Raw genomic sequence first — 20,299 nt, forward strand, 5'->3', positions numbered from 1 at the left:
CTATTTTATTCTTCTTCCTTTTCAATTGCATCCTTATAATCAGGATAAAGGAATTTATTGTACGGGAATCTGGTTATATGAATTTGGCGTACTGCCTCGTACACCATTTCTCTAAACTCCTCGAAATTTTCTTTTTGGGTTGCCGAAATAAACAAAGCTTTATCCTGTCCAACATTACTCATCCAGGTTTGTTTCCACTCGTCAAGTGTGTAATGTTTTCTTGTTTTTTCGGTAATTAAATCATCTTCATCAATAGTCAAATGTCGGTAAGCATCGATTTTATTAAAAACCATAATCGTTGGCTTATCATTACTTTTAATTTCAAGCAAAGTCTGATTTACAGATTCAATATGATCTTCAAAATCCGGATGCGAAATATCTACAACATGCAACAATAAATCGGCTTCACGAACCTCATCTAATGTACTTTTAAACGAATCAACCAATTGTGTAGGCAGTTTTCGAATAAATCCAACTGTATCAGAAAGTAAAAACGGAAGATTTTTAATAACCACTTTTCGAACCGTTGTATCTAATGTTGCAAACAATTTATTCTCAACAAATACATCGCTTTTTCCGATAGCATTCATCAGTGTCGATTTTCCAACATTGGTATAACCCACCAAAGCCACTCGAACCATAGCGCCGCGATTGCTTCGCTGAATGCTCATTTGTTTATCGATCGTTTTGATTTTTTCTTTCAACAACGAAATTCGGTCACGAACAATACGTCTATCCGTCTCAATTTCAGTTTCTCCGGGACCACGCATACCAATACCTCCTTTTTGACGTTCAAGGTGTGTCCATAAACCAGAAAGTCTTGGTAATAAATATTGGCATTGTGCTAATTCTACCTGAGTTCTTGCATACGAAGTTTCAGCTCTTTGCGCAAAAATATCCAAAATCAAATTGGTTCTGTCGAGGATTTTGCAATCTATAATTCTTGAAATATTTTTTTGTTGAGATGGTGTTAATTCATCATCGAAAATAACCGTAGAAATACCATTTTCTTTAACAAAAAGGTTGATTTCGTCAATTTTTCCTGTACCCACAAAAGTCTTCGGATTTGGGCGCTCCATTTTTTGCGAAAAACGTTTAATAACCTGACCGCCTGCGGTAAAAGTCAAAAACTCTAATTCGTCTAAATATTCGTTAAGTTTTTCCTCACTTTGGTTTTGAGTTACGATACCAACAATGGCCGTTTTCTCAAAATTTATAACTTCTTTCTCTAGCATATCTTAAAATAAGCTGCAAATTTAATCATTTGTAAACTACTTACAATTATAGAATTTCAATTTTACATTCTAATTAAAAAAATAAACCATTTATAAATCAGCTAATAAACTCGATTTATAAATGGTTTAGAAAAATTATCTGGAAACTAATTATTCGTAAATAAAAGTTTTCTCTGTTTTTACAATTCCGTTTTCTTCGATCTGAGAACAAGAAATAGGGAAATTCAGCTTGTTGTATTTATACTTTCTGCTTACCGCAACTAGTGCTGTAGATGACGGACTGAAATTCATTTCGTTATTGTATGAAATAGATTCGAAAGCAAATTCGTCTTCATGGTACGAAATCATTGGAACAATTACTTTGTAATTATCTCCAAAAAGTCCCTGAACAATTAATTGATCAACAGATTTTTTATCATCATAAGTGTATGACTTAGAGATTTTATCTCCAACCAGCCCTTTGTGTCTCGATACATTATCGTTTACATAAACATATTCGATTTTCCCAATGATTTGTTTATTTCTGTCACGAGAAGTACGTCTTACAATAGTTCCGTTTTCAACAATATATTCGATATCCTCTAGCAGATTCTGATGGTTGGTACTCTTTTTAGTCGTTACTTTTACCCTTGCTCCTTCGTATACAAAAGCAACTGTTTTAGTAATATAATTAGGTCCTTCCTGATATTTTTTTACAAATTTGGTAATGTTATTATCGGCATTATAAGTGTAGTTTACTACCTCTTTCCAGTCACTGCCCACTTTATCTTTAACGGTCATATCGAGTAATCCGTTTTTGTTGTAAAAGAAGTGCTGCACCACATCTGAAGTTGTTATGGTTTCGACTTTACCATCTTTAAAAACGAACGTTTTATTAACAATTTCACCGTCTTTAGAGTTCTGATAATTTGTTTTTACAATATTGATCTGCTTTAGTCTAACATTGTCCTGACCGTGCATCAAGAATGGAAACACCATCATTATGATGGCAATAAAGTAGGTTTTCATGCTGTTTTTGTATTTTAATTTGGGATCGCCAAAATACAAAATTCTATTAAATTTTAAGGTTTTAAAGTTCAAAAACCGCTAACTTTTAAACAAAACACTAAAAACCAGCCCTTTAATTCCATTATTACTAATCATCATTTATTTCTCTCCAAATATCTTAATATCATCAACCATAAAAGCACCGTTTAGTGTTTTGTCTTTTCCTGATCCTACATATCTAAAACCGATATTAATTTTTCCTGAAAACTCAGATAAATTGATACCGCCGGAACTCATAAATTCGCGGGTTGGCGAGGAAAGTGTTGGAACTTTTGCTTCTAATTTTGTCCATTTAGCTTTCGTGACATTTCCTTCAAAATTGGATGAAATATAGACTTCTAAAGTATTTAACGGAGAATCTATTTTTAAATCATGCTGTGCGCTTCTAAAAGAAAGAACCGCATTTTTGTAGTTTGTCAAATCAATTTTAGGAGAAACGAGCCATGCAATATTTTCGGCTGCCGTTGTGCTTGTGGTATTAAATTCTGCATACCCATTTCCGGCGTATACCATACTTTTCCAGAGTTTTGATGCTTTCTCAACGATATTACTCCAGCCAGGCAGAGCAAAATTGACATTGTGTTTAACCGATTGAAAATCTTCGGCAAAAAATGGAACATTTCTTTTTCCGTTCATCACAACATCGCTTTCAAAACGAACCATTAATTGATAATCTGTACCGTATTTCGTTAAAATTCCTTTTACTTTTCCGCTTCCTTCCGGAACAAAATGATCGGCGAATTTGGCATAACTGCTGGTCCTGAAAATAATCTGATTTCCGGTTTTATCTCTTAAATTCCAATTGGTAGAACCTCCCACATTATTGGACTCTTCAAAATAATGACGCCCAATAGCCGCTTCGGTAAATTCGACATCGTTTAATTCTATTAAAGTGTTTAATTTACTATCATTTAAAGCCTCATTAATAGAAAGTGATTCAACTAACTCATTTTCACTTATAGTTGTACAGGACGCATTCAAAACGTTCTTAAAATCATTCTGCGAAACCCGTCCAATTGTAGGGTCTCCGGCGTTATTGACATATAAACTTCCAATCCGGAGTCCGCCAAAATATAAATCTGTAAACTGGTTTTTGAGTTTTACGTATACTTTATTTCCAATTCTGTAATCGATATAAGTATTCGAAACGTCAATGGGCACACTAAAACCAATTGCCGGAGAATTTTCGGAAGCTTTTGTTTGAAATGAAATCGTCTTAAAAAAATTACCATCTTCATCGCTCGAAACAACATAAGCTTCTATAATATCATCATATGAATACTGTTTTGCTGTTGTTTCAGAAAGTTCATGCACTTTTTCGACTGTTTTATTTACATGTAAATCAGGCTGTGTACAGGTTAATTTTGGTGTTTCAACTTCGGAACTGCAGCCAAAGTGAAGTAATACTAATGCGAAAAATGAAATGTTTTTTTTCATAACAGATAAATTTTCGGTTATAAACCGATTGTGAGATTTAAAAAGTAAGTTCGTCCGTAACCGTAATAGTATTTGGGTCCAAATGACGGCGTGCCGCTTGAAACATCCTGATTTAGTGCTCTAAAATTGGCATTTCTGGCCTGCTCAAAACCGCCGGTTTTATACACTGCATCCAGAACGTTATTGATACTGGCAAAAAAGCCAATATACTTTTGACCAACTCGCCACGATTTCCCGCCGCTGATGTTTAAAAGTGCTGCAGGATTAAATTTTTCCTGCTTAAGCAATTCATTTCCTCTTTCTGATGTGGCTTCGGGGTACGGAAAGCTATTTGCGGGATTTATATAAAACTGAGAAGTTCTGGAAATAGGAGAAATATCGATATAATTATCAGCAAGATAATTAATGTTTGCTCCCAGCCACCAAAACTTAGGATCCCGATATTCTAATCCCAGGGAATAGGCCTGCTGTGGTGTTCCGGCTTGTTTATAGTTTTTAAGTAGTGCTGTGCCAAAGTTAAAAATAGTTTTAGTGTTGTCTTTTGCCGCATTGGCATCGTTCGTAATGACAACATTTGGATTACTGCTGTAAACGTAATTTCCGTATGCTGCAGATAAAGTAGTTTTTAATGTTGATGAAAGCTGATACTCAAAACTTAATTCTGCTCCGGTATTTTTCTTGTCCAAATTTGTTAAAGTCTGACTTACAAAAGCATCTGTTGCATCGTAACCCGCTCCATTATCAAAAATTCCTTCGGCATAGAAAAAAGAGGTTTTCGAACTGTTTTTTATTGAAGCATAATAAGCCGTCAGACGAAGTTTAAGTTTAGGCGAACGATAAACATAATTCGCCTCTGCGCTGCTTATATTTTCGCTGCCGATTCTGTCAACAACAGAATTATTTAAACGTGAATTCGAAAATGTATTTTTGAGTGAAGGCGCTCTCGTAAGATGTGCTGCATTGAAAAACAATCCCTGCCTTCCGGAAATTTTATACATAAAACCACCTTTGAAACCGAAATTTTCGAAGTTTACTTTTTCGCTTTTCCCTAAAGAATTTGCTGCATAAATGCCGTTCTGATACAGTCCTTCTCTTTGGTAAGCGGCGGTTGAAAAAGACTGAGCCAGATAAAATTCGGTTTTATTATAACTGAATTTAAATTGTGTGAAAGCATCTACCGTATTCGATAAGAAGTTATAATTGTAACCATAAAGATCACCTGCTTTTACCTCACGGTTTGGATTCTGTAAATCCGATTGTGCCAAATCACCTTTGTAGAATGCATCAATATCCAGAAAATAGCTGCCTCCCAAGAGATCTGTAAGCTTTTGAAAATTATGCGATTTTAAATTCTTATATGAAATTCCGCCGTCAAAAGACAAATTTGAACTGATTTGCGTATTTAAAACTGAATTAACCGCAAAAGTTTTATCATCTGTCCTGTCTTCGTACACAACATAATGACTCTGCGCAGGCTCGTAACCATTTGGTCCAGTTTTCTGATTAGCCTGATACATAGCTTTCCAGTCGATTTGCGGATTTGCCAAAAAATTGATTTTGTTTTTGTCTGCATTTTCATAATCCGGAGTAAAATCACCAGAAAATTCACCTTTGTCTTTTGCATAAAGCGAACTGAAATAACTTGGCATTTTGCGGTAATAAACAGGATCAGGACTATCGGCATTTTGATAATCGATATTGCTGTTACCCACTTTGCCAAACTGATACATAACACCCGAATTCAGATTCGTTTTTTCATCAATTTTCAAATAATGATTGAGCATCAATACCGGTTCTTCGACATTTTTCGCTCGTGCATTTCTTTTTTTACCGTTCTGAAATCCCCAGTACGAATTGTATTTTTCTCCCATTAAACTCGTTACTTCTGCCGTATTAGGTGAATTTTTCCCTCGGGAACTGGGTGTGTAAAATGCCGTAAAATTGAGTGCATTTTTATGGTTTAATTTCTTTTCTACACTCATAAAAAAAGAATCTGCATTGAAGTTTGTTCCGTCAAAATAACCATCATCTGCCCATCTTTTCCCGGCCGAAACAACATAAGCCCAGCCGGAAGCATTCATCCCCGAAGCGTATGATCCAATCGCGCGCCAGATATACGTTGTATTACTTCCTGAAAAAGTGAGCTGCGTACCTTTTCTGTATAATGATGCTCTGGTAAATATTTGCTGTGTTCCTAAAATGCCGCCAAATGTGTAATTAGAAAAAGCGGTTCCAACAGAAAATTCCTGATTGCGAAGTACGTTGTTCAAACCGCCCCAATTGCTCCATTGCGGCCGGCCGTCGTAGGTTTTATTCATGGTCATGCCGTTAAGCATCATGGTTCCGTTTTCGCTGTCCAGACCGCGGACTCTAAAGCGGGCCTGCCCCCAATTGAATGCTGCCGCCTGCATAAAAGCATCTTTGGATGACTGCAATAAACCGGATGTCATTTCAGAAGAGCTGTTATCTTCAGAAAAATCACTATCCAGTAAAGTGATTAAAGCTGCTGGAATTTCATCTGAAAATGCATCTTCTAACTGTAATACTCCAAGATTTACAATCTGCCCGGGATTGGATTGTATTTTTAGAAATAAGTCTTTATATCCCTGATTTCGAATTAAAAGTAATTGTTCTTCTTTTGCAGAAGAGTACAATTCGAATTTCCCTTTTTTGGAAGTTAATGCTGTAAGCGAAGAATTCTGAATGCTCACCAGAACATTCTCAAGCGGATTTTGCGTTTTGGAATCAATTACAATTCCGGTAAAAGTGGTCTTCTCTTGTGAAGAAGCAAAACTAAAAGACAATAAAACAAAAAAGATCAGGTACTTTTTTTCCATTCAATAATTCCAATTTATTTTTAAAATAGTTTAGGATAATAATCCTTATTCAAAAGATAAAATTGGTTTTTGGAAAATTGCTTTGTCCTATTGATGATACAAACGACGTAAAGTTCAAATATATATAAAATAATTAATCCGAAACAAATTCTTACAAATTTATTTCGGATTAATTTGAATTTTTATTAAAAATATTGGATAAAATCGATTTTAAACGATCCCGTTAAGCGGTTGTTCTAATTTTGGAAACCATAAAGGCAATCAGAACGCCAAAAATCCCGATAAAAGCAAAAGAAAACTGAAGTCCAAAGTTTTGTGCAATGTGTCCAATTACAGGAGGTCCCATTAAAAAGCCCAAGAAACTAACACTTGAAACTATCGTTAAAGCTTCTCCCGGCGGCACTGTCGGATTTTTTCCAGCCATACTGTAAACTGTTGGAACAATCGTGGCAACACCCAAACCTACAGCCATAAAAGCAATCGTGCACGGAATGATATACGGAAGAAAAACTGCGGTAAACAATCCGGCAGAAATCATAACTCCGCTGATCTGCATAACACGCTCACGTCCAAATTTATTGATTAATCCGTCTCCAAGGAATCTTCCTCCGGCCATCATAATCATAAAAGAGGTATATCCTAAAACCACCAAAGGTCCCGGTGCCTGAACAATATCTTTAAAGTAAACACCGCTCCAGTCAAACATTACGCCCTCACTGGCCATACTGCAAAAACCAATTACACCCAGCCAAAGCAAAGCACTGTCCGGTTTGGTAAATAGTTTCTTCTTTTCGGCATTTTTATGTTTGATTTTTTCTTTGGCTTTAACTAAAAACTGAAAATTGAAAGCCACCATTAATAAAACGATCCCTCCTACAATCAAAAAGTGATGCAAAGGCGATAAATCTAATGCCAGCATTCCTAAACCTACTAAAGCCCCGGTAAATCCGGCAAAACTCCACATACCGTGAAAAGATGACATGATTGTTTTTTTGAATAAAACTTCGGTATAAACTCCTTGCGTATTTACGGCGATATTGGCTAAGTTTCCAAATAATCCAAACAAAAACAAACCTAATGACAATTGCAGACCTGTGGTTGCCAGTCCTAAATTAGCAAGACATAACACATACATTATTAAAGAGAAAATTAAAATGCGGTGGCTTCCAAATTTGGTTACCATTTTACCCGAAAACGGCATTACGATCAATTGTCCCATTGGCAGGGCAAAAAGTATCGAGCCCAAATCGCCTTCGGTTAAATGAAGGGCAGTTTTGATATCCGGGATTCGGCTTGCCCAGGTGGCAAAACTCAGTCCCATTCCGAAATAAAACATTCCCACAGCAAAACGAATTCGTTTTAAATACGACGCTTTGGCTTCCCTAAAAACCTTTTTGATTTTTCCTTTTGTCTGAAAAAGCTGTAATGGATTGAAATTTATCAAAATTGATGCATTTATGAATTATGTTATAAAATTACAAAAAAGCAGGATATGTACTTAAAAGTACAAATTGTTCGCTTATTTACAACGTTATTGTTTATAAATTACCAGGTTATCCTGTAAGCAAACACGGACTCGACTTTCCTGATCTGAATGCATAAAAAAAGACGCACTGATGTGCGTCTCTACAATAATTTTATCTTTTTATTTTATAAATCGATCACTTTTCGCTGCGTAGTACTGGCAATAGCAGCTTCGATTACCTGCATTACTTTTACCCCGTCTTCGGCAGTAACAGGTTCTGTTACATCGCTTGTTATAGAGTTAAAAACGCCGTCAAAAAACGAGAAATAATTTCCTTTTAAGGTTTCGATTTTTTCACGAACCGGTTTTCCGTCAATTTCTGTATGAAGAATTCCCTGAAGGTTTTCCGGTTCTGTTCCCCACGATTCCAGATTCGGTTTTTCACCCTCTTTTAATTTGTCTTCCTGAACATCCCCTCTCGGTTTTAAGAAAGAACCTTTTTTACCATGAATTGTATAGGCAGGATTGGCTTCCCGAACAAAAAATCCGGCTTTTAAACGTACCCTGAAATTTTCGTAAATCAACAATAAATCGATCCAATCATCTACCAGCGAATTTTCTCTTGTGATTCTAATGTCTCCAAAAACAGATTTTGGAGAACCAAACAAACAAATCGCCTGATCTATTAAATGCGGCCCTAAATCTTTCAGGATTCCGGCTCCGTCATTTGCGGTTTCTTTATGAGCTTTCGGACTCAGCAGCGGGTTATATCTGTCAAAATGAAATTCAGCTTCTACCAAATCTCCCAAAACACCGTCTTCAATTACTTTTTGAATCGTTTTAAAATCGCTGTCCCATCTTCTGTTCTGAAAAACGGCCAGTTTTACCCCCTTTTCTTTAGCAATTTCGTTTAGTTCTTTGGCTTCTGCTGCGGTTGTGGTAAAAGCTTTTTCGACAACGGCATGTTTTCCTGCCAAAAGTACTTTCTTCGCATATTCGTAATGTGTACCGACAGGGGTATTGACTATTACGAGATCAACATCGTCTGCCAATACATCTTCGATTGAAGCGTAACTTTTGACATCCGGATAGTCCAGCTGAATTAGTTTTTTAGTTCTTTCCCACGATCCCAGTAATTCAAATCCGGGATGAATGTCCAAAAATGGCGCGTGAAAAACCTTTCCCGACATTCCGTATGATAATAGTGCTGTTTTTATTTGCTGCATTTTGGTTGTTTTTTCCGCCGCAAATTCACGAATTTATTGATTGTAAAAATTCATGAATTTGCGGCTAATAAAATTTATAACTTAGCTCTTTCGTACTGTTTTGGCCACTGAATATCGTCGTTTAATTCTTTGGCGAAATCCAGAGGCAGGTTCGGGTTTCTTAATGATTCTCTGGCGAATAAAATTAAATCTCCCTGATTTTTCTTTAGGATTTCCTCGGCTTGTTCTACTTCGGTTATTAAACCTACGGCCCCTGTTGCAATATTAGCTTCTTTTTTTACTTTTTCTGCAAAAGGAACCTGATATCCCGGTCCAAGTGTGATTTTTTGATGCGATACCAATCCGCCTGACGAAACATCAATTAAATCTACTCCTTTTTCTTTTAATATTTTCGAAAGCTGTACAGATTCTTCTGGATTCCAGCCGCCTTCTGCCCAGTCCGTAGCCGAAATCCTAACGAATAACGGTAAATCCGAAGGCCATTCGGTCTGTACGGCTTCTACAATTTCTAATGTAAAACGAATTCTATTTTCGAAACTGCCGCCGTATTCATCGGTTCTCACGTTTGTTAAAGGCGATAAAAACTGATGCAGTAAATAACCATGTGCTGCGTGGACTTCCAAAACCTGAAAACCGGCTTCTACCACTCTTTTTGTGGCAGATTTAAAATCAGAAATTACTTTTTGGATTCCGTTTTTATCCAAAGCTTCCGGCAGAAAAGGTTCGTTATCGTGATACGGAATCGCACTTGGCGCAACAGTCTGCCATCCGCCCTGAGCGATATCTAACTTTTTATTTCCCAGCCACGGAGCCGAAACACTTGCTTTTCGTCCGGCATGTGCCAGCTGGATTCCCGGAATTGCATTTTGTGAAACAATAAAAGCGTTGATTTGTTTTAGTTTTTCGATATGTTCGTCTTTCCAGATTCCTAAATCCGAAGGTGAAATTCTGGCTTCGGGAGAAACTGCCGTCGCTTCCTGAATAATCAGTCCGGCTCCTCCAGAGGCACGGCTTCCTAAATGAACCAGATGCCAGTCGTTTGCAAATCCGTCCTCGGCAGAATACTGGCACATAGGCGAAATAACGATTCTATTTTTTAAAGTGATGTTTTTTAAGGATAAAGGAGAAAATAATTGTGAAGCCATAATTGTAACTTTTAATGATTTTAGGATACTTATTGAAACTGTACCCTTTTAAAAAGTAAAGTTACAGCATCTGAATAAAAGGAGAAATTGAAATGTTTATTAATTAACAAACATTTAAAACCTTAAGTATTATCTTGCGGTCTTAAATTAAATAAGAAAACGTTACTTTTGTGCGTTAAATACGAACTAAAAATACAAAATGGATATAGTTATCAAACTCTCTCAATTTCTATTGAGTTTATCTTTACTTATTATTCTTCACGAATTAGGACACTTTATTCCTGCCAAATTATTTAAAACAAGAGTCGAAAAATTTTACCTGTTTTTTGATGTTAAATATGCCCTGCTAAAAAAGAAAATCGGCGAAACTGAATATGGAATTGGATGGTTACCGCTTGGAGGTTATGTAAAAATCTCAGGTATGATCGACGAAAGTATGGACAAAGAGCAAATGGCAGAGCCGCCAAAGCCTTGGGAGTTTCGTACTAAACCGGCTTGGCAGCGTTTAATTATTATGCTTGGCGGTGTTACCGTAAACTTTATCCTTGCTTTTATTATATATATAGGAATGGCGTTTGCTTACGGAGATACGTATGTAGCCAATTCTGATTTGAAAGATGGTGTATTTATAGAAAATCCTGCAATGCTTAAAGCAGGTTTTAGAACCGGAGACAAAATTATATCTATCGACGATAAAAAAGTTGAGAATTTCGATAATGACATGAACATGAACGTGATCATGGCGAAACATGTTTTAATTGAAAGAGATGGAAAACAGCAGACTATTACCATGCCTGGTGATTTTGTAGATCAGTTATCGAAATACGAAAAAGGTTTATTAATTGGAATAAGAATGCCTTTTGTTGTGGGTAAAGTAGCCGAAGAATCTGAAAATACTTCTTTAAAACCAAAAGATTTGATTGTAAACCTTAATGGTCAAAAAATTAAATATTTTGATGAAGCAAAAGTTATCTTAGACGCTAACAAAGGAAAAACAATTTCTGCTGTAGTGCTTCGTGATTTAAAAGAAACTCCTCTAACAGTAAAGGTTTCTAAGGAAGGAAAACTGGGTATTGCAGTTGGCGGTCTTGGTATTGAATCCTTAGAAAAACTAGGTTACTATAAAGTAAGTACAAAAGAATATAGTTTCTTTGAATCTATTCCGGTTGGAATTGAAAAAGGAAAAGATCAATTGGTAGGTTACGGAAAACAATTGAAAATGATTTTTAACCCGGAAACCAAAGCTTACAAACAAGTAGGTGGTTTTGCTGCGATTTACAACATTTTTCCAAGTTCTTGGAGCTGGGAAACATTCTGGTCAATCACTGCTTTATTGTCAATTATGCTTGGTGTTATGAATTTATTGCCAATTCCGGCTCTTGACGGCGGACATGTTATGTTTTTATTGTATGAAATGATCAGCGGTAAAAAACCAAGCGATAAATTCCTTGAAAATGCCCAAATGGTTGGTTTCGTATTACTTATAACACTGCTTTTGTTTGCTAACGGAAACGATATTTATAAGGCAATCGTAGGCAGGTAAAAAAAATTAAAAAAAGAGTGAAAATGTTTTTGAGAAACTAAAAATAGTTTTATATTTGCACTCGCTAAAAAGAGCAACAACTTCCTCCTTAGCTCAGTTGGTTAGAGCATCTGACTGTTAATCAGAGGGTCCTTGGTTCGAGCCCAAGAGGGGGAGCAACTTTTTTTAGCAAACATATTTACCTTTAAGGTGATTCCTCCTTAGCTCAGTTGGTTAGAGCATCTGACTGTTAATCAGAGGGTCCTTGGTTCGAGCCCAAGAGGGGGAGCTTAATAAATACCACTTACAGATGTAAGTGGTATTTTTTTTTGATACGAATCTGACTGCTAATCAGAGCCCCGAAAGCTTTCGGGGTTGATCCTACCAATAGCTATTAGGACAAGAGGAGTTTACTAAATACCACTTATAATTATTCTTAGTGTTTTTTTGCCCTTTATTTATTCTATCATCATGCATTTTGTTTACATTCTCTATTCCTCCAAATTGAATCGATTTTATATTGGATTTACATCTAATTTTGATACTCGAATGGAGTTTCATAAAAATGCAGAATCACATAAATTCACAGCAAATGCAGAAGATTGGGAATTATTTCTCAAAATAGAATGCGGAAGTAAATCACAAGGTCTTAATATTGAAAAACATATTAAGAAAATGAAAAGCAAAATCTATATTGAAAATTTAATTAAGTATCCAGATATTATTCTTAGACTTAAAGAGAAATATAAATAAAACCGTTAATCAGAGCCCCGAAAGCTTTCGGGGTTGGTTCTCCCGATAGCCATCGGGACAAGAGGGGGAGCTTAAAAAAAAGACGATCAAAATGATCGTCTTTTTTTTGCCTTTTTTGTCATTTCGACTGGAAGGAGAAATCACACTCGAAACTCCATAAAGAAACACACACTTTTTCTTCTTCTGCTTCTTCTTTAAAATCTTTTATGGTTATCTTTTTTATTTTAATTATCATCTGTGAGAAAAATTGTATTTTTGTTTCTGTTCCAAAAATAAAAAAATGTATCGCACAAATTCTATTTTGTATTTTACTACACAAATACTTTTCTCCGAATTTTTAAATATCTTTGAATTATGAGCACACTTAGCAGACCAAACCATATAGGACGAAAAATAAGCCGTATTCGTGAACTTCGTGACATGAAACAAGAAGCTTTGGCGCAGGCTTTAGGTATGAGCCAGCAGTCTATTTCGATTATTGAAAACAGCGAAACTGTCGACGAAGAAAAACTTAAAGCAATTGCCGAAGTTTTAGGCGTTTCTGCTGAAGGAATTGAAAATTTCTCTGAAGAAGCGGTTTTAAACATTATTGGAAACACATTACAAGACGGAAGTGTTATTAATGGCAATGCATTTAATTGCAACTTTAATCCTCTTGACAAAGTTGTGGAACTTTATGAACGTTTGGTTCAGGCTGAGAAGGATAAGGTCGAGTATTTGGAGAAGTTGATGAAAGGGAAGTAGAGTTTTTATTGATCAAACAATCATTAAAGATTAGAAATCATTTAGTGCAAAAATTGCACACACAATATACTTGTTAAGTTAAAAAGCAAAAAAGCGCCGTAATCCCAAGATTACAGCGCTTTCTCTATTTAATAATAAACCTTTTAAAAATTATACTCCTAATTTCTTAGCGATATCAGAAGGAATTCCGCCTTTGTTTACCAATAAGGCAGTTGTTTTATATTTTACGAAATTTTTGGTTACGAATAAGAAACCTTTGTAGTCATTTGTTTCTCCCCAAGAATTTTTTACGATATAATATTCTTTTCCGGTTTGATCTTTTGCAAGACCTATGATGTGCATTCCGTGGTCGTCTGTTGTTGTGTAGTTGTCAAATGCTTCCTGACGCATTTCCGGAGTAATTTCCGGCTCTGCTTTTGGTCCGTTGAACATATCTGCTTTTTCTTCGGCTGACATGTCATCAAATTTCTTTGTCGGCACGTATGCTACACCATTTTTCCAGCTGAAGCTTTTCTCACTTACGTCTGTTGCCCATGCTACAGTATATCCTTTTTTCAGTGCGTTGTCGATAACATCGGTCATATCGTTTACTTTTACATTGTAAACCTGGTCAAGAGACCAATTGTCCGGTACCATCATAGTTGTTTTTTGGTAGTACGGAGAAGTTGTAAACGACGACATTTCGATGTACTCATCCGGGTTAATCCCTACTACTTCTTTAGCAAAAGACTGAGGTGTATAGTTTTTTCCTTTATACGCGAAGTTTTCAGGCACTTTTCCTAAATATGAATCAATTACTGCTGTATAGGCTTTCTGCCAGTTTGGAGTCAATTGTCCGTTTGGATTTTTAACCACAGCAGCCAGAACACCTTCGATTAAAGCAGCCATTTCGGCAAATTTATTTTTATCTGTTCCGTAGTTTAATCCTGTGTAGACTTCTCTAGGAACGGTTCCGTATTTTTTGTACATATTAATTACGTCGTGAAGCGCACCGCCATCGCCCAATGTAATAGCGCCGTGCATGCGTACATAATTTACGCCTTTATCTACATACACATTTCGGGCAGAAAATACCTGAGATAACTCAACAGGCTGTTTTCCTAAACGAATCATTTCTGACTCTAAAAATGAGTTTGAAGCATAACTCCAGCAAGTTCCGGATGAACCCTGGTTTTTAATAGAGGTGGTTCCTAAGTTAACTACTTCGGTGAATTTAAAAGCTTCTTTACTTTTATCACTCGCATTTAACTTTAATGAATTTACCAAAACGTCTTGTGCAAAACAGCTTCCGGCAGCAACAAAAAATGCTGAAGCGGCAAAAACTGATTTAATTGTATTTTTATACATAATCAAAGGATTTAATAGTTGACTTATAAGTCGCTCTAATTTTATTTTTGTTACAAATCAATTAAATATTAGGTAAAAAAACTATTATTTTTCCGTTAATGTTTACACAATGTTTTTATTAAGCATCCAAAACTTACAAATTCTGTAAAACGAAGGATGTTTTTTAGAATCTCAATCTGCCTTGTTTTTATTATCCAAATAAATAGTAATTTGGTTCCTGTTAAATGCCTCGCCAAAAACAGAAAATGTACGAACTGGAAAAAGAAAAATACCTGGGCAATACCACCAATGTGTTTAATACGCAGCAGGGAATTGCAGTGGTTGAAACCGAGTACCAAAACAAGGTTTACGAAGGCTGGCATTCGCACAATAATGCCCATATAACCCTTTTCCTGAAAGGCGGTACAACCGAAAAACGAAAGAACTACAGCGAAACACTGGGCGCCGGATCTTTACTGTTTTATCACAGCGATGAACTGCACCTAAACCAGAACACACTTTTTCCATCCCGAAATATCAATATTGAAATTGAAGACAATCTTTTAAAAGAACTAAGGATTGATGAAGCTGCAATCGAAAAATCAGTTCAAAACAGTGCGCTTGCCAAGTTTTTGATTTTGAAAATATTTAAGGAAACACAGAGAGCCGATACTTTTTCTAACGATACAATTAAAATGCTGTTTTTGCAATTGTCAAACCCGGCTTCGCATTTGGAACGATTTGACAAGAGTCCGTTTTGGGTAAAAAGCATCAATGAGTTATTAAACGACTGTTGGAATGAAAACCCGAATTTAAAAGATTTAGCGCAGGTTTTAAACCTGAATCCGGTGACGATTTCTAAACATTTTCCGAAGTATTTTGGCTGTACGCTGGGCGAATATATGCGTCGTATCAAGATTAATCGTTCGCTTTCGATGATTCAGTCCACAGAATGCAATTTAACCGAAATTGGCCTCGAATGCGGTTTTGCGGATCAGAGTCATTTTACGAGAACTTTTAAAGATCAGACGGGATTTTTACCTAAACAGTTTCAGAAATTATAAAGAAGGCAAATTTCATTCTATTTTTTTATTTGGGGGCGCTGTAGATTTGCTTCAAATTAAAACCAAATTTAAAAATGGAAACACTTACCACAAAACAAAAAATATTCAATTCGCCTGTTACCACCATTATCCTTGCCCTGCTTGTTTTTATGGCAGTTGTAATTGCCGGACAGCAGATTACATCAAAATTACTGGCTTTAACGCCTTTAGACAAAGATTACAGGAGTCTTTTAAAAGGACTTTTAGTTTCGGCCATGTGTGTGTACAGTTATATTCTTTTCTTTAAAAAATATGAAAAGAGAGAAGTTACCGAATTTGCTTCGAAAGAATTTATCAAGAATATCCTCTTAGGAATTTTTGTTGGTTTCACACTTCAGGCTCTTACTATCCTGGTAATTTATCTTAACGGAAGTTATAGCGTTATAGCCGTAAATCCGGTTTCGTTTATCCTGATTCCGCTTGCGCTTATGTTTACGGTTGCCATTATTGAGGAAATTCTGGTGCGTGGTATTTTATTTAGAATTGTCGAAGAAAAACTGGGCAGTTATATTTCTCTTCTTATTTCGGGCGTAACGTTCTGGATACTGCATCTTATCAATCCGCACAGCACTTTTCTTTCGGGATTATGTATTACGGCTGCAGGTTTTTTATTCGGCGCAGCTTATATGTACAAGCGTAATTTGTGGTTTCCTATTGCAATTCATTTTGCATGGAATTTTACTCAATCAGGAATTTTTGGGGCTATTACTTCCGGAAACGAAAAAACAAATAGTCTGCTGGAGGCCAAAATACAGGGCTCTGAATTTATTACAGGAGGCGCATTTGGACCGGAAGGTTCTATTCAGGCTGTTGTTTTTTGTTTTGTGGGCACCTTTATTTTATTGGCTTTGTGCCATAGAGAAAATAAAATTGTGAAGCCTTATTGGAGATAAATCTTTGATGCTGCGAATGGACACGAAATATAACTTAAATCCCGAAACTATCGTTTCGGGATTTTTTTTTATAAAGGGAAAAAATTGTCAAAATGCATTTATCGCAGCCAGTTACTTCCAAAAACAATGTAATATGCCCAGTCTTCGGGGCCCCGGGCTACATCGACACCCATGCGGAGTTTGAATTTTCGGGCAATTAAATAGCGAAATCCGGTTCCGTAACTGTATACAACAGGTTTTGCAAAAGCCTGATCCCAGTCGTTAAAAGCGCTAGCCAGACCGCCGTAACCCATTACGCTCCAGCGTTTGTAAACGTCCCATCGTAATTCGGCTTCTGTTACGATACTGGTTTTACCCTGATATCTTGCTGCAGGAATTCCTCTCAGGTTAATTCCCGGCAGTAAATAAAAAGGCGGACTCCCAAACGCCTGCTCCCCTTCTAACCTGAGCCCGCCAATTAATTTTTTTGATAACGGATAAAATCCTATTGCCGAAAAATTTACGCGCCAGGCATCATAATCGCTTCCTATCGCATCATCTGACCAGAAAAAGTCGGACTGAAGACGTATTCCTTTATCTGGCGTAAATATATTATCGCGTCCGTCAAACTGAACGGCGAGTCCCACCTGACTTATTGTACTTTTAATATCTTTTGGATCTACAAAAGGAGGCGGTAAATTTAAATCAGGCAGGTTTATTTTTGAGTTTAAAAATAAATACTGCGGCCCTGCACTCCATTTTGGATTATTAAACTGTTTTAACCATTGTGTATAAAAAATAGTAGACCGGAAGTTAAGTTTAAATTCCTGATCGCTTAAATTAGGCAGATTGTTGGCATAAAACGATAAGTTCATATCGCCGTACCCTGCCATCGCGCGATATAAAATTCGGGATTTTATAAGTGTTCCAGACCGGAATGCGCCTGCCATCCAGCTTTTATTTCCGGTATACATACCAATTCCTCCCGTAATATCCGGATTTATAAATCTTTTTTTGCCGTTTTCATCTACAACCGGTGCATGTTTTTTCAGAAAAACAGGCACAATGGCGCCTCCAATTCCGCCCAAAGCCGGTTCTGTAATTATCGTCGGCACTACAATAAAACCGTGTGCATAAATAATATAATCGCTTAAATCGAAAGCACCGTCAAGGGAATCTTTTGTACTTATATGAGGATGTTGTTTCTGCGCAATTGCAGTCTGAAATGAAAAAAGGCAGATAACAAATGTGAAAACTGTTTTTTGAAAAAGCTTTCTGTTTTTTATAGAACAATCTGAATAAGTATTTCTCATTTAAATCAATTTAAAATTTTCGCATTCAATTAAAAAACATCTGCTTTAAGCTGTTTTATCCTTTTTTTTCTTCTGCCAGACTAAATACGTGCGCCAGCGTTAAGAAAAAGGTATTTCCCTGAAAACGGCTCTGGGCACCCAGCTCAGAAACCCAGCGAAGTCCCGCCGAAGTTTTACTGCCAATATGAAAGTAATTTACTTCGGCACCCAAAGCCCCTATACGATCTTTGTCTGGTTCAAGGATTATATTTCCTACCGGAATTTTATCGTTTGAGACTTTGTACTGCAGATAATAAATAAGTCCCGCATTCAGGATTCCTTTTGGTGCAGTTTTTTCGGCATTGAGCATATAAAAGGTTTTTCCCAAACCGCCTTCGATGCTTAAAATATCTCCGGTTTTTATATCGGTATCTTTCTTTTTTCCGTTGATTTCATAAGAAACCAGAGCCGAAAAATGAAAGGTCTTTTTATCGTTAAAAAACAAAGTTGTTCCAGCCGAAATTTCATTCATAAACATTCCGAGTCCGGCATTATCCGAGGCTCCTGCATTGAATTTTCCGGTTGGAATATACATTTGATAACTAAAAACAAAATCGGCTCTTTTATTATGCCAGCCCAATTGTAAAGGCTGAATGTACATATCTGTAAAAGCCAGTGAATTTCTGGTATCGATAAAATTTCCCTGAATGGTATTCGAAGCAAAAGCTACTAAAATAGTGGCGCCGTAATTGGCTCCCAGAATTTTAAAATCGCTTACATATGCTGCTCCGACTCCTGTTAAAAACATGGTAAGGTCAGGATTGGCAACCTTGTCTCCGTCAGCGTTTCGAAGCGTTCCGGCATCATACAGATAAGCGGGTACATATACACTCAGAGTATTCGCAGGCGTTTGCGTTCCGGACTGCAGTCCCATTGCACCCAGTATATGACCGCCTTTCAGCTGTGCCTGAGTTACGGCACTTACAGCAAAAAACAAAACAGAAAATAGTAATTGCAGTATTGATTTTGATTTCATGGTTTCTTTGTATTAATTAGTCATCATGATTTTGTAATCATCGAAAAAGTCTGCCGTAATGCTACGGATTTACTCTGATTACTCTGAAATATTCTGAAGGAGATTTTCCTGTATGCTTTATAAAAGCCCTGAAACAGGTTGTTCTGGACTTAAAACCGGATGCCCACGCCATACCTTCGAGCGATAGTCCTTTCCAGTCTGAATCGTTTATTTTTTCTTTAAAATATTCAATTCGTTTGAGGTTTATATAATCCTGAAAATGCAGATTGAATTCGGAATTTATTAAATTGGAGAGATTATTTACCGTTATTCCGGTTTCTTCGGCAATATCACGAATTACCAGATCTTTTTTCAGAAACAGTTTTTTTGAGGCAAAAGTGCTTTCAAGCAGTGCCAGATAAATTTGTTTTTTCTCGGGCGTTAATTCTTTTACGACCGGCATTACCGCCTGGGCTTCTTTGATGATGATTACATTATCATTTCCAAAATCAATTACTTCAATTTGACCTTCTTCGGTTTCGTCGTAAAATATATGCGGCTTAAAATACAGCCATCCTACTGTAAAAACCAATACGGCCGAAATCAGTATATAACACGATAAATTATCGGCTTTATTAATCAAAAAGAAGTGTACAAAAAGTGTCGAAAACAAGAACAAGGTCATAAGATTGTACACTCTGATCCATCCTAATATTTTCATTTTCTGAAGCTGATTTTCTTTGAACTTTTTCAGATCATAATTTAAAATCATCATCGTCTGGCAGAAAGCATAAACAAGCCAGATGCTAAGGCTGAGCATAGAAAACGGACTGTTTATTTTTACCGAAAGATAATTGATAAAGTAGATTTGAGTAAAATTCCCGATCCATACCCCAATAGTCAATAAAAAATACACGATAAACGGAAAAAAATGCAGCCAGTCGTATTTTTTAAAGGAGGAATCTGAAAACAACACACTTCGCACATACAAAAAAGCGCATGGAGCTACCAGAAATATGAATGATTTTGTAATCATAAACAAATCCGGAAACTTCTTGAAAACATTTGCCGATAAATAGAAATTATAAATGCTTACAACGGCCAGACTGAACAAAAACAGTCCCAGAAAAAAACTTCTTGAGTAGTTTTTCTTTGAAAAAAGAACCATAAACGAGGTCGCAAAACCCACGATTGTAGCAATAAAAAAGAAGAGTGAAAGTAAAATATCGATCATTTTTTAAGTTTATTTGTTTGTTGTATTCTTAAAAAAGAGTTTTCGA

General features: G+C 36.3%; 16 protein-coding genes and 2 tRNA genes. 7 read left to right on the top strand and 11 right to left on the bottom strand.

Going from position 1 to position 20,299, the window contains the following annotated elements:
- Positions 1-5 precede the first annotated feature (5 nt).
- The 7 genes from hflX to OZP11_RS13900 form a co-directional block, all read right to left on the bottom strand.
- On the bottom strand, positions 6-1,235 hold the full coding sequence (gene hflX, locus OZP11_RS13870; protein WP_281231149.1) for a GTPase HflX: 1,230 nt from the start codon (positions 1,233-1,235) through the stop codon (positions 6-8).
- Between the two features lie 150 nt (positions 1,236-1,385).
- Positions 1,386-2,243, bottom strand: coding sequence for a hypothetical protein (locus OZP11_RS13875; protein WP_281231150.1), 858 nt, complete (start codon positions 2,241-2,243; stop codon positions 1,386-1,388).
- A 138-nt stretch (positions 2,244-2,381) separates the two neighbouring features.
- The gene (locus OZP11_RS13880) at positions 2,382-3,719 is read right to left on the bottom strand and encodes a DUF5689 domain-containing protein (RefSeq protein WP_281231151.1); all 1,338 of its coding nucleotides are present in this window, start codon (positions 3,717-3,719) and stop codon (positions 2,382-2,384) included.
- Positions 3,720-3,736: 17 nt separating this feature from the next.
- Entirely contained in the window at positions 3,737-6,556 is a 2,820-nt protein-coding gene (locus OZP11_RS13885) for a TonB-dependent receptor (protein ID WP_281231152.1), read from the bottom strand.
- A gap of 223 nt (positions 6,557-6,779) precedes the next feature.
- The gene (locus OZP11_RS13890) at positions 6,780-8,000 is read right to left on the bottom strand and encodes an MFS transporter (protein ID WP_281231153.1); all 1,221 of its coding nucleotides are present in this window, start codon (positions 7,998-8,000) and stop codon (positions 6,780-6,782) included.
- 206 nt (positions 8,001-8,206) lie between these two features.
- Positions 8,207-9,247, bottom strand: coding sequence for a Gfo/Idh/MocA family oxidoreductase (locus OZP11_RS13895; RefSeq protein ID WP_281231154.1), 1,041 nt, complete (start codon positions 9,245-9,247; stop codon positions 8,207-8,209).
- Positions 9,248-9,321: 74 nt separating this feature from the next.
- Positions 9,322-10,392, bottom strand: coding sequence for an NADH:flavin oxidoreductase/NADH oxidase (locus OZP11_RS13900; protein ID WP_281231155.1), 1,071 nt, complete (start codon positions 10,390-10,392; stop codon positions 9,322-9,324).
- Positions 10,393-10,591: 199 nt separating this feature from the next.
- Between OZP11_RS13900 and rseP the strand changes: the two genes are divergently transcribed.
- From rseP to OZP11_RS13925, 5 genes are all read left to right on the top strand, one after another.
- Positions 10,592-11,935, top strand: coding sequence for an RIP metalloprotease RseP (gene rseP, locus OZP11_RS13905; protein WP_281231156.1), 1,344 nt, complete (start codon positions 10,592-10,594; stop codon positions 11,933-11,935).
- An 82-nt stretch (positions 11,936-12,017) separates the two neighbouring features.
- A tRNA-Asn gene (locus OZP11_RS13910) sits at positions 12,018-12,091 on the top strand.
- A 38-nt stretch (positions 12,092-12,129) separates the two neighbouring features.
- Positions 12,130-12,203, top strand: a tRNA-Asn gene (locus OZP11_RS13915).
- Between the two features lie 182 nt (positions 12,204-12,385).
- Positions 12,386-12,667, top strand: coding sequence for a GIY-YIG nuclease family protein (locus OZP11_RS13920; RefSeq protein ID WP_281231157.1), 282 nt, complete (start codon positions 12,386-12,388; stop codon positions 12,665-12,667).
- 354 nt (positions 12,668-13,021) lie between these two features.
- Positions 13,022-13,411 carry a helix-turn-helix domain-containing protein gene (locus OZP11_RS13925; protein WP_281231158.1) on the top strand — a complete coding sequence of 130 codons (390 nt, stop codon included), beginning with the start codon at positions 13,022-13,024 and terminating at the stop codon, positions 13,409-13,411.
- A gap of 150 nt (positions 13,412-13,561) precedes the next feature.
- Here the strand turns inward: OZP11_RS13925 and OZP11_RS13930 are convergent, their stop codons facing one another.
- Positions 13,562-14,758, bottom strand: a complete 1,197-nt coding sequence (locus tag OZP11_RS13930; protein WP_281231159.1) for a C1 family peptidase — start codon at positions 14,756-14,758, stop codon at positions 13,562-13,564.
- 245 nt (positions 14,759-15,003) lie between these two features.
- Here OZP11_RS13930 and OZP11_RS13935 point away from each other — a divergent pair, with 245 nt between their 5' ends.
- Together OZP11_RS13935 and OZP11_RS13940 are read left to right on the top strand one after the other, a co-directional pair.
- The gene (locus tag OZP11_RS13935) at positions 15,004-15,801 is read left to right on the top strand and encodes an AraC family transcriptional regulator (protein WP_281231160.1); all 798 of its coding nucleotides are present in this window, start codon (positions 15,004-15,006) and stop codon (positions 15,799-15,801) included.
- 74 nt (positions 15,802-15,875) lie between these two features.
- Positions 15,876-16,733, top strand: coding sequence for a CPBP family intramembrane glutamic endopeptidase (locus tag OZP11_RS13940; protein ID WP_281231161.1), 858 nt, complete (start codon positions 15,876-15,878; stop codon positions 16,731-16,733).
- A 98-nt stretch (positions 16,734-16,831) separates the two neighbouring features.
- Here the strand turns inward: OZP11_RS13940 and OZP11_RS13945 are convergent, their stop codons facing one another.
- The 3 genes from OZP11_RS13945 to OZP11_RS13955 all read right to left on the bottom strand — a co-directional run bounded on the left by OZP11_RS13945 (position 16,832) and on the right by OZP11_RS13955 (position 20,253).
- A complete protein-coding gene (locus OZP11_RS13945) occupies positions 16,832-18,025 on the bottom strand; it encodes a BamA/TamA family outer membrane protein (protein ID WP_281231162.1) in 1,194 nt (397 codons plus the stop codon).
- 55 nt (positions 18,026-18,080) lie between these two features.
- Positions 18,081-19,040: a SphA family protein gene (locus OZP11_RS13950; RefSeq protein ID WP_281231163.1), complete on the bottom strand. Its 960-nt coding sequence runs from the start codon at positions 19,038-19,040 to the stop codon at positions 18,081-18,083.
- A 61-nt stretch (positions 19,041-19,101) separates the two neighbouring features.
- A complete protein-coding gene (locus tag OZP11_RS13955) occupies positions 19,102-20,253 on the bottom strand; it encodes a helix-turn-helix domain-containing protein (RefSeq protein WP_281231164.1) in 1,152 nt (383 codons plus the stop codon).
- Between the last annotated feature and the right edge of the window lie 46 nt (positions 20,254-20,299).

The organism is Flavobacterium gelatinilyticum (genome assembly GCF_027111295.1).
Classification (GTDB): Bacteria; Bacteroidota; Bacteroidia; order Flavobacteriales; family Flavobacteriaceae; genus Flavobacterium; species Flavobacterium gelatinilyticum.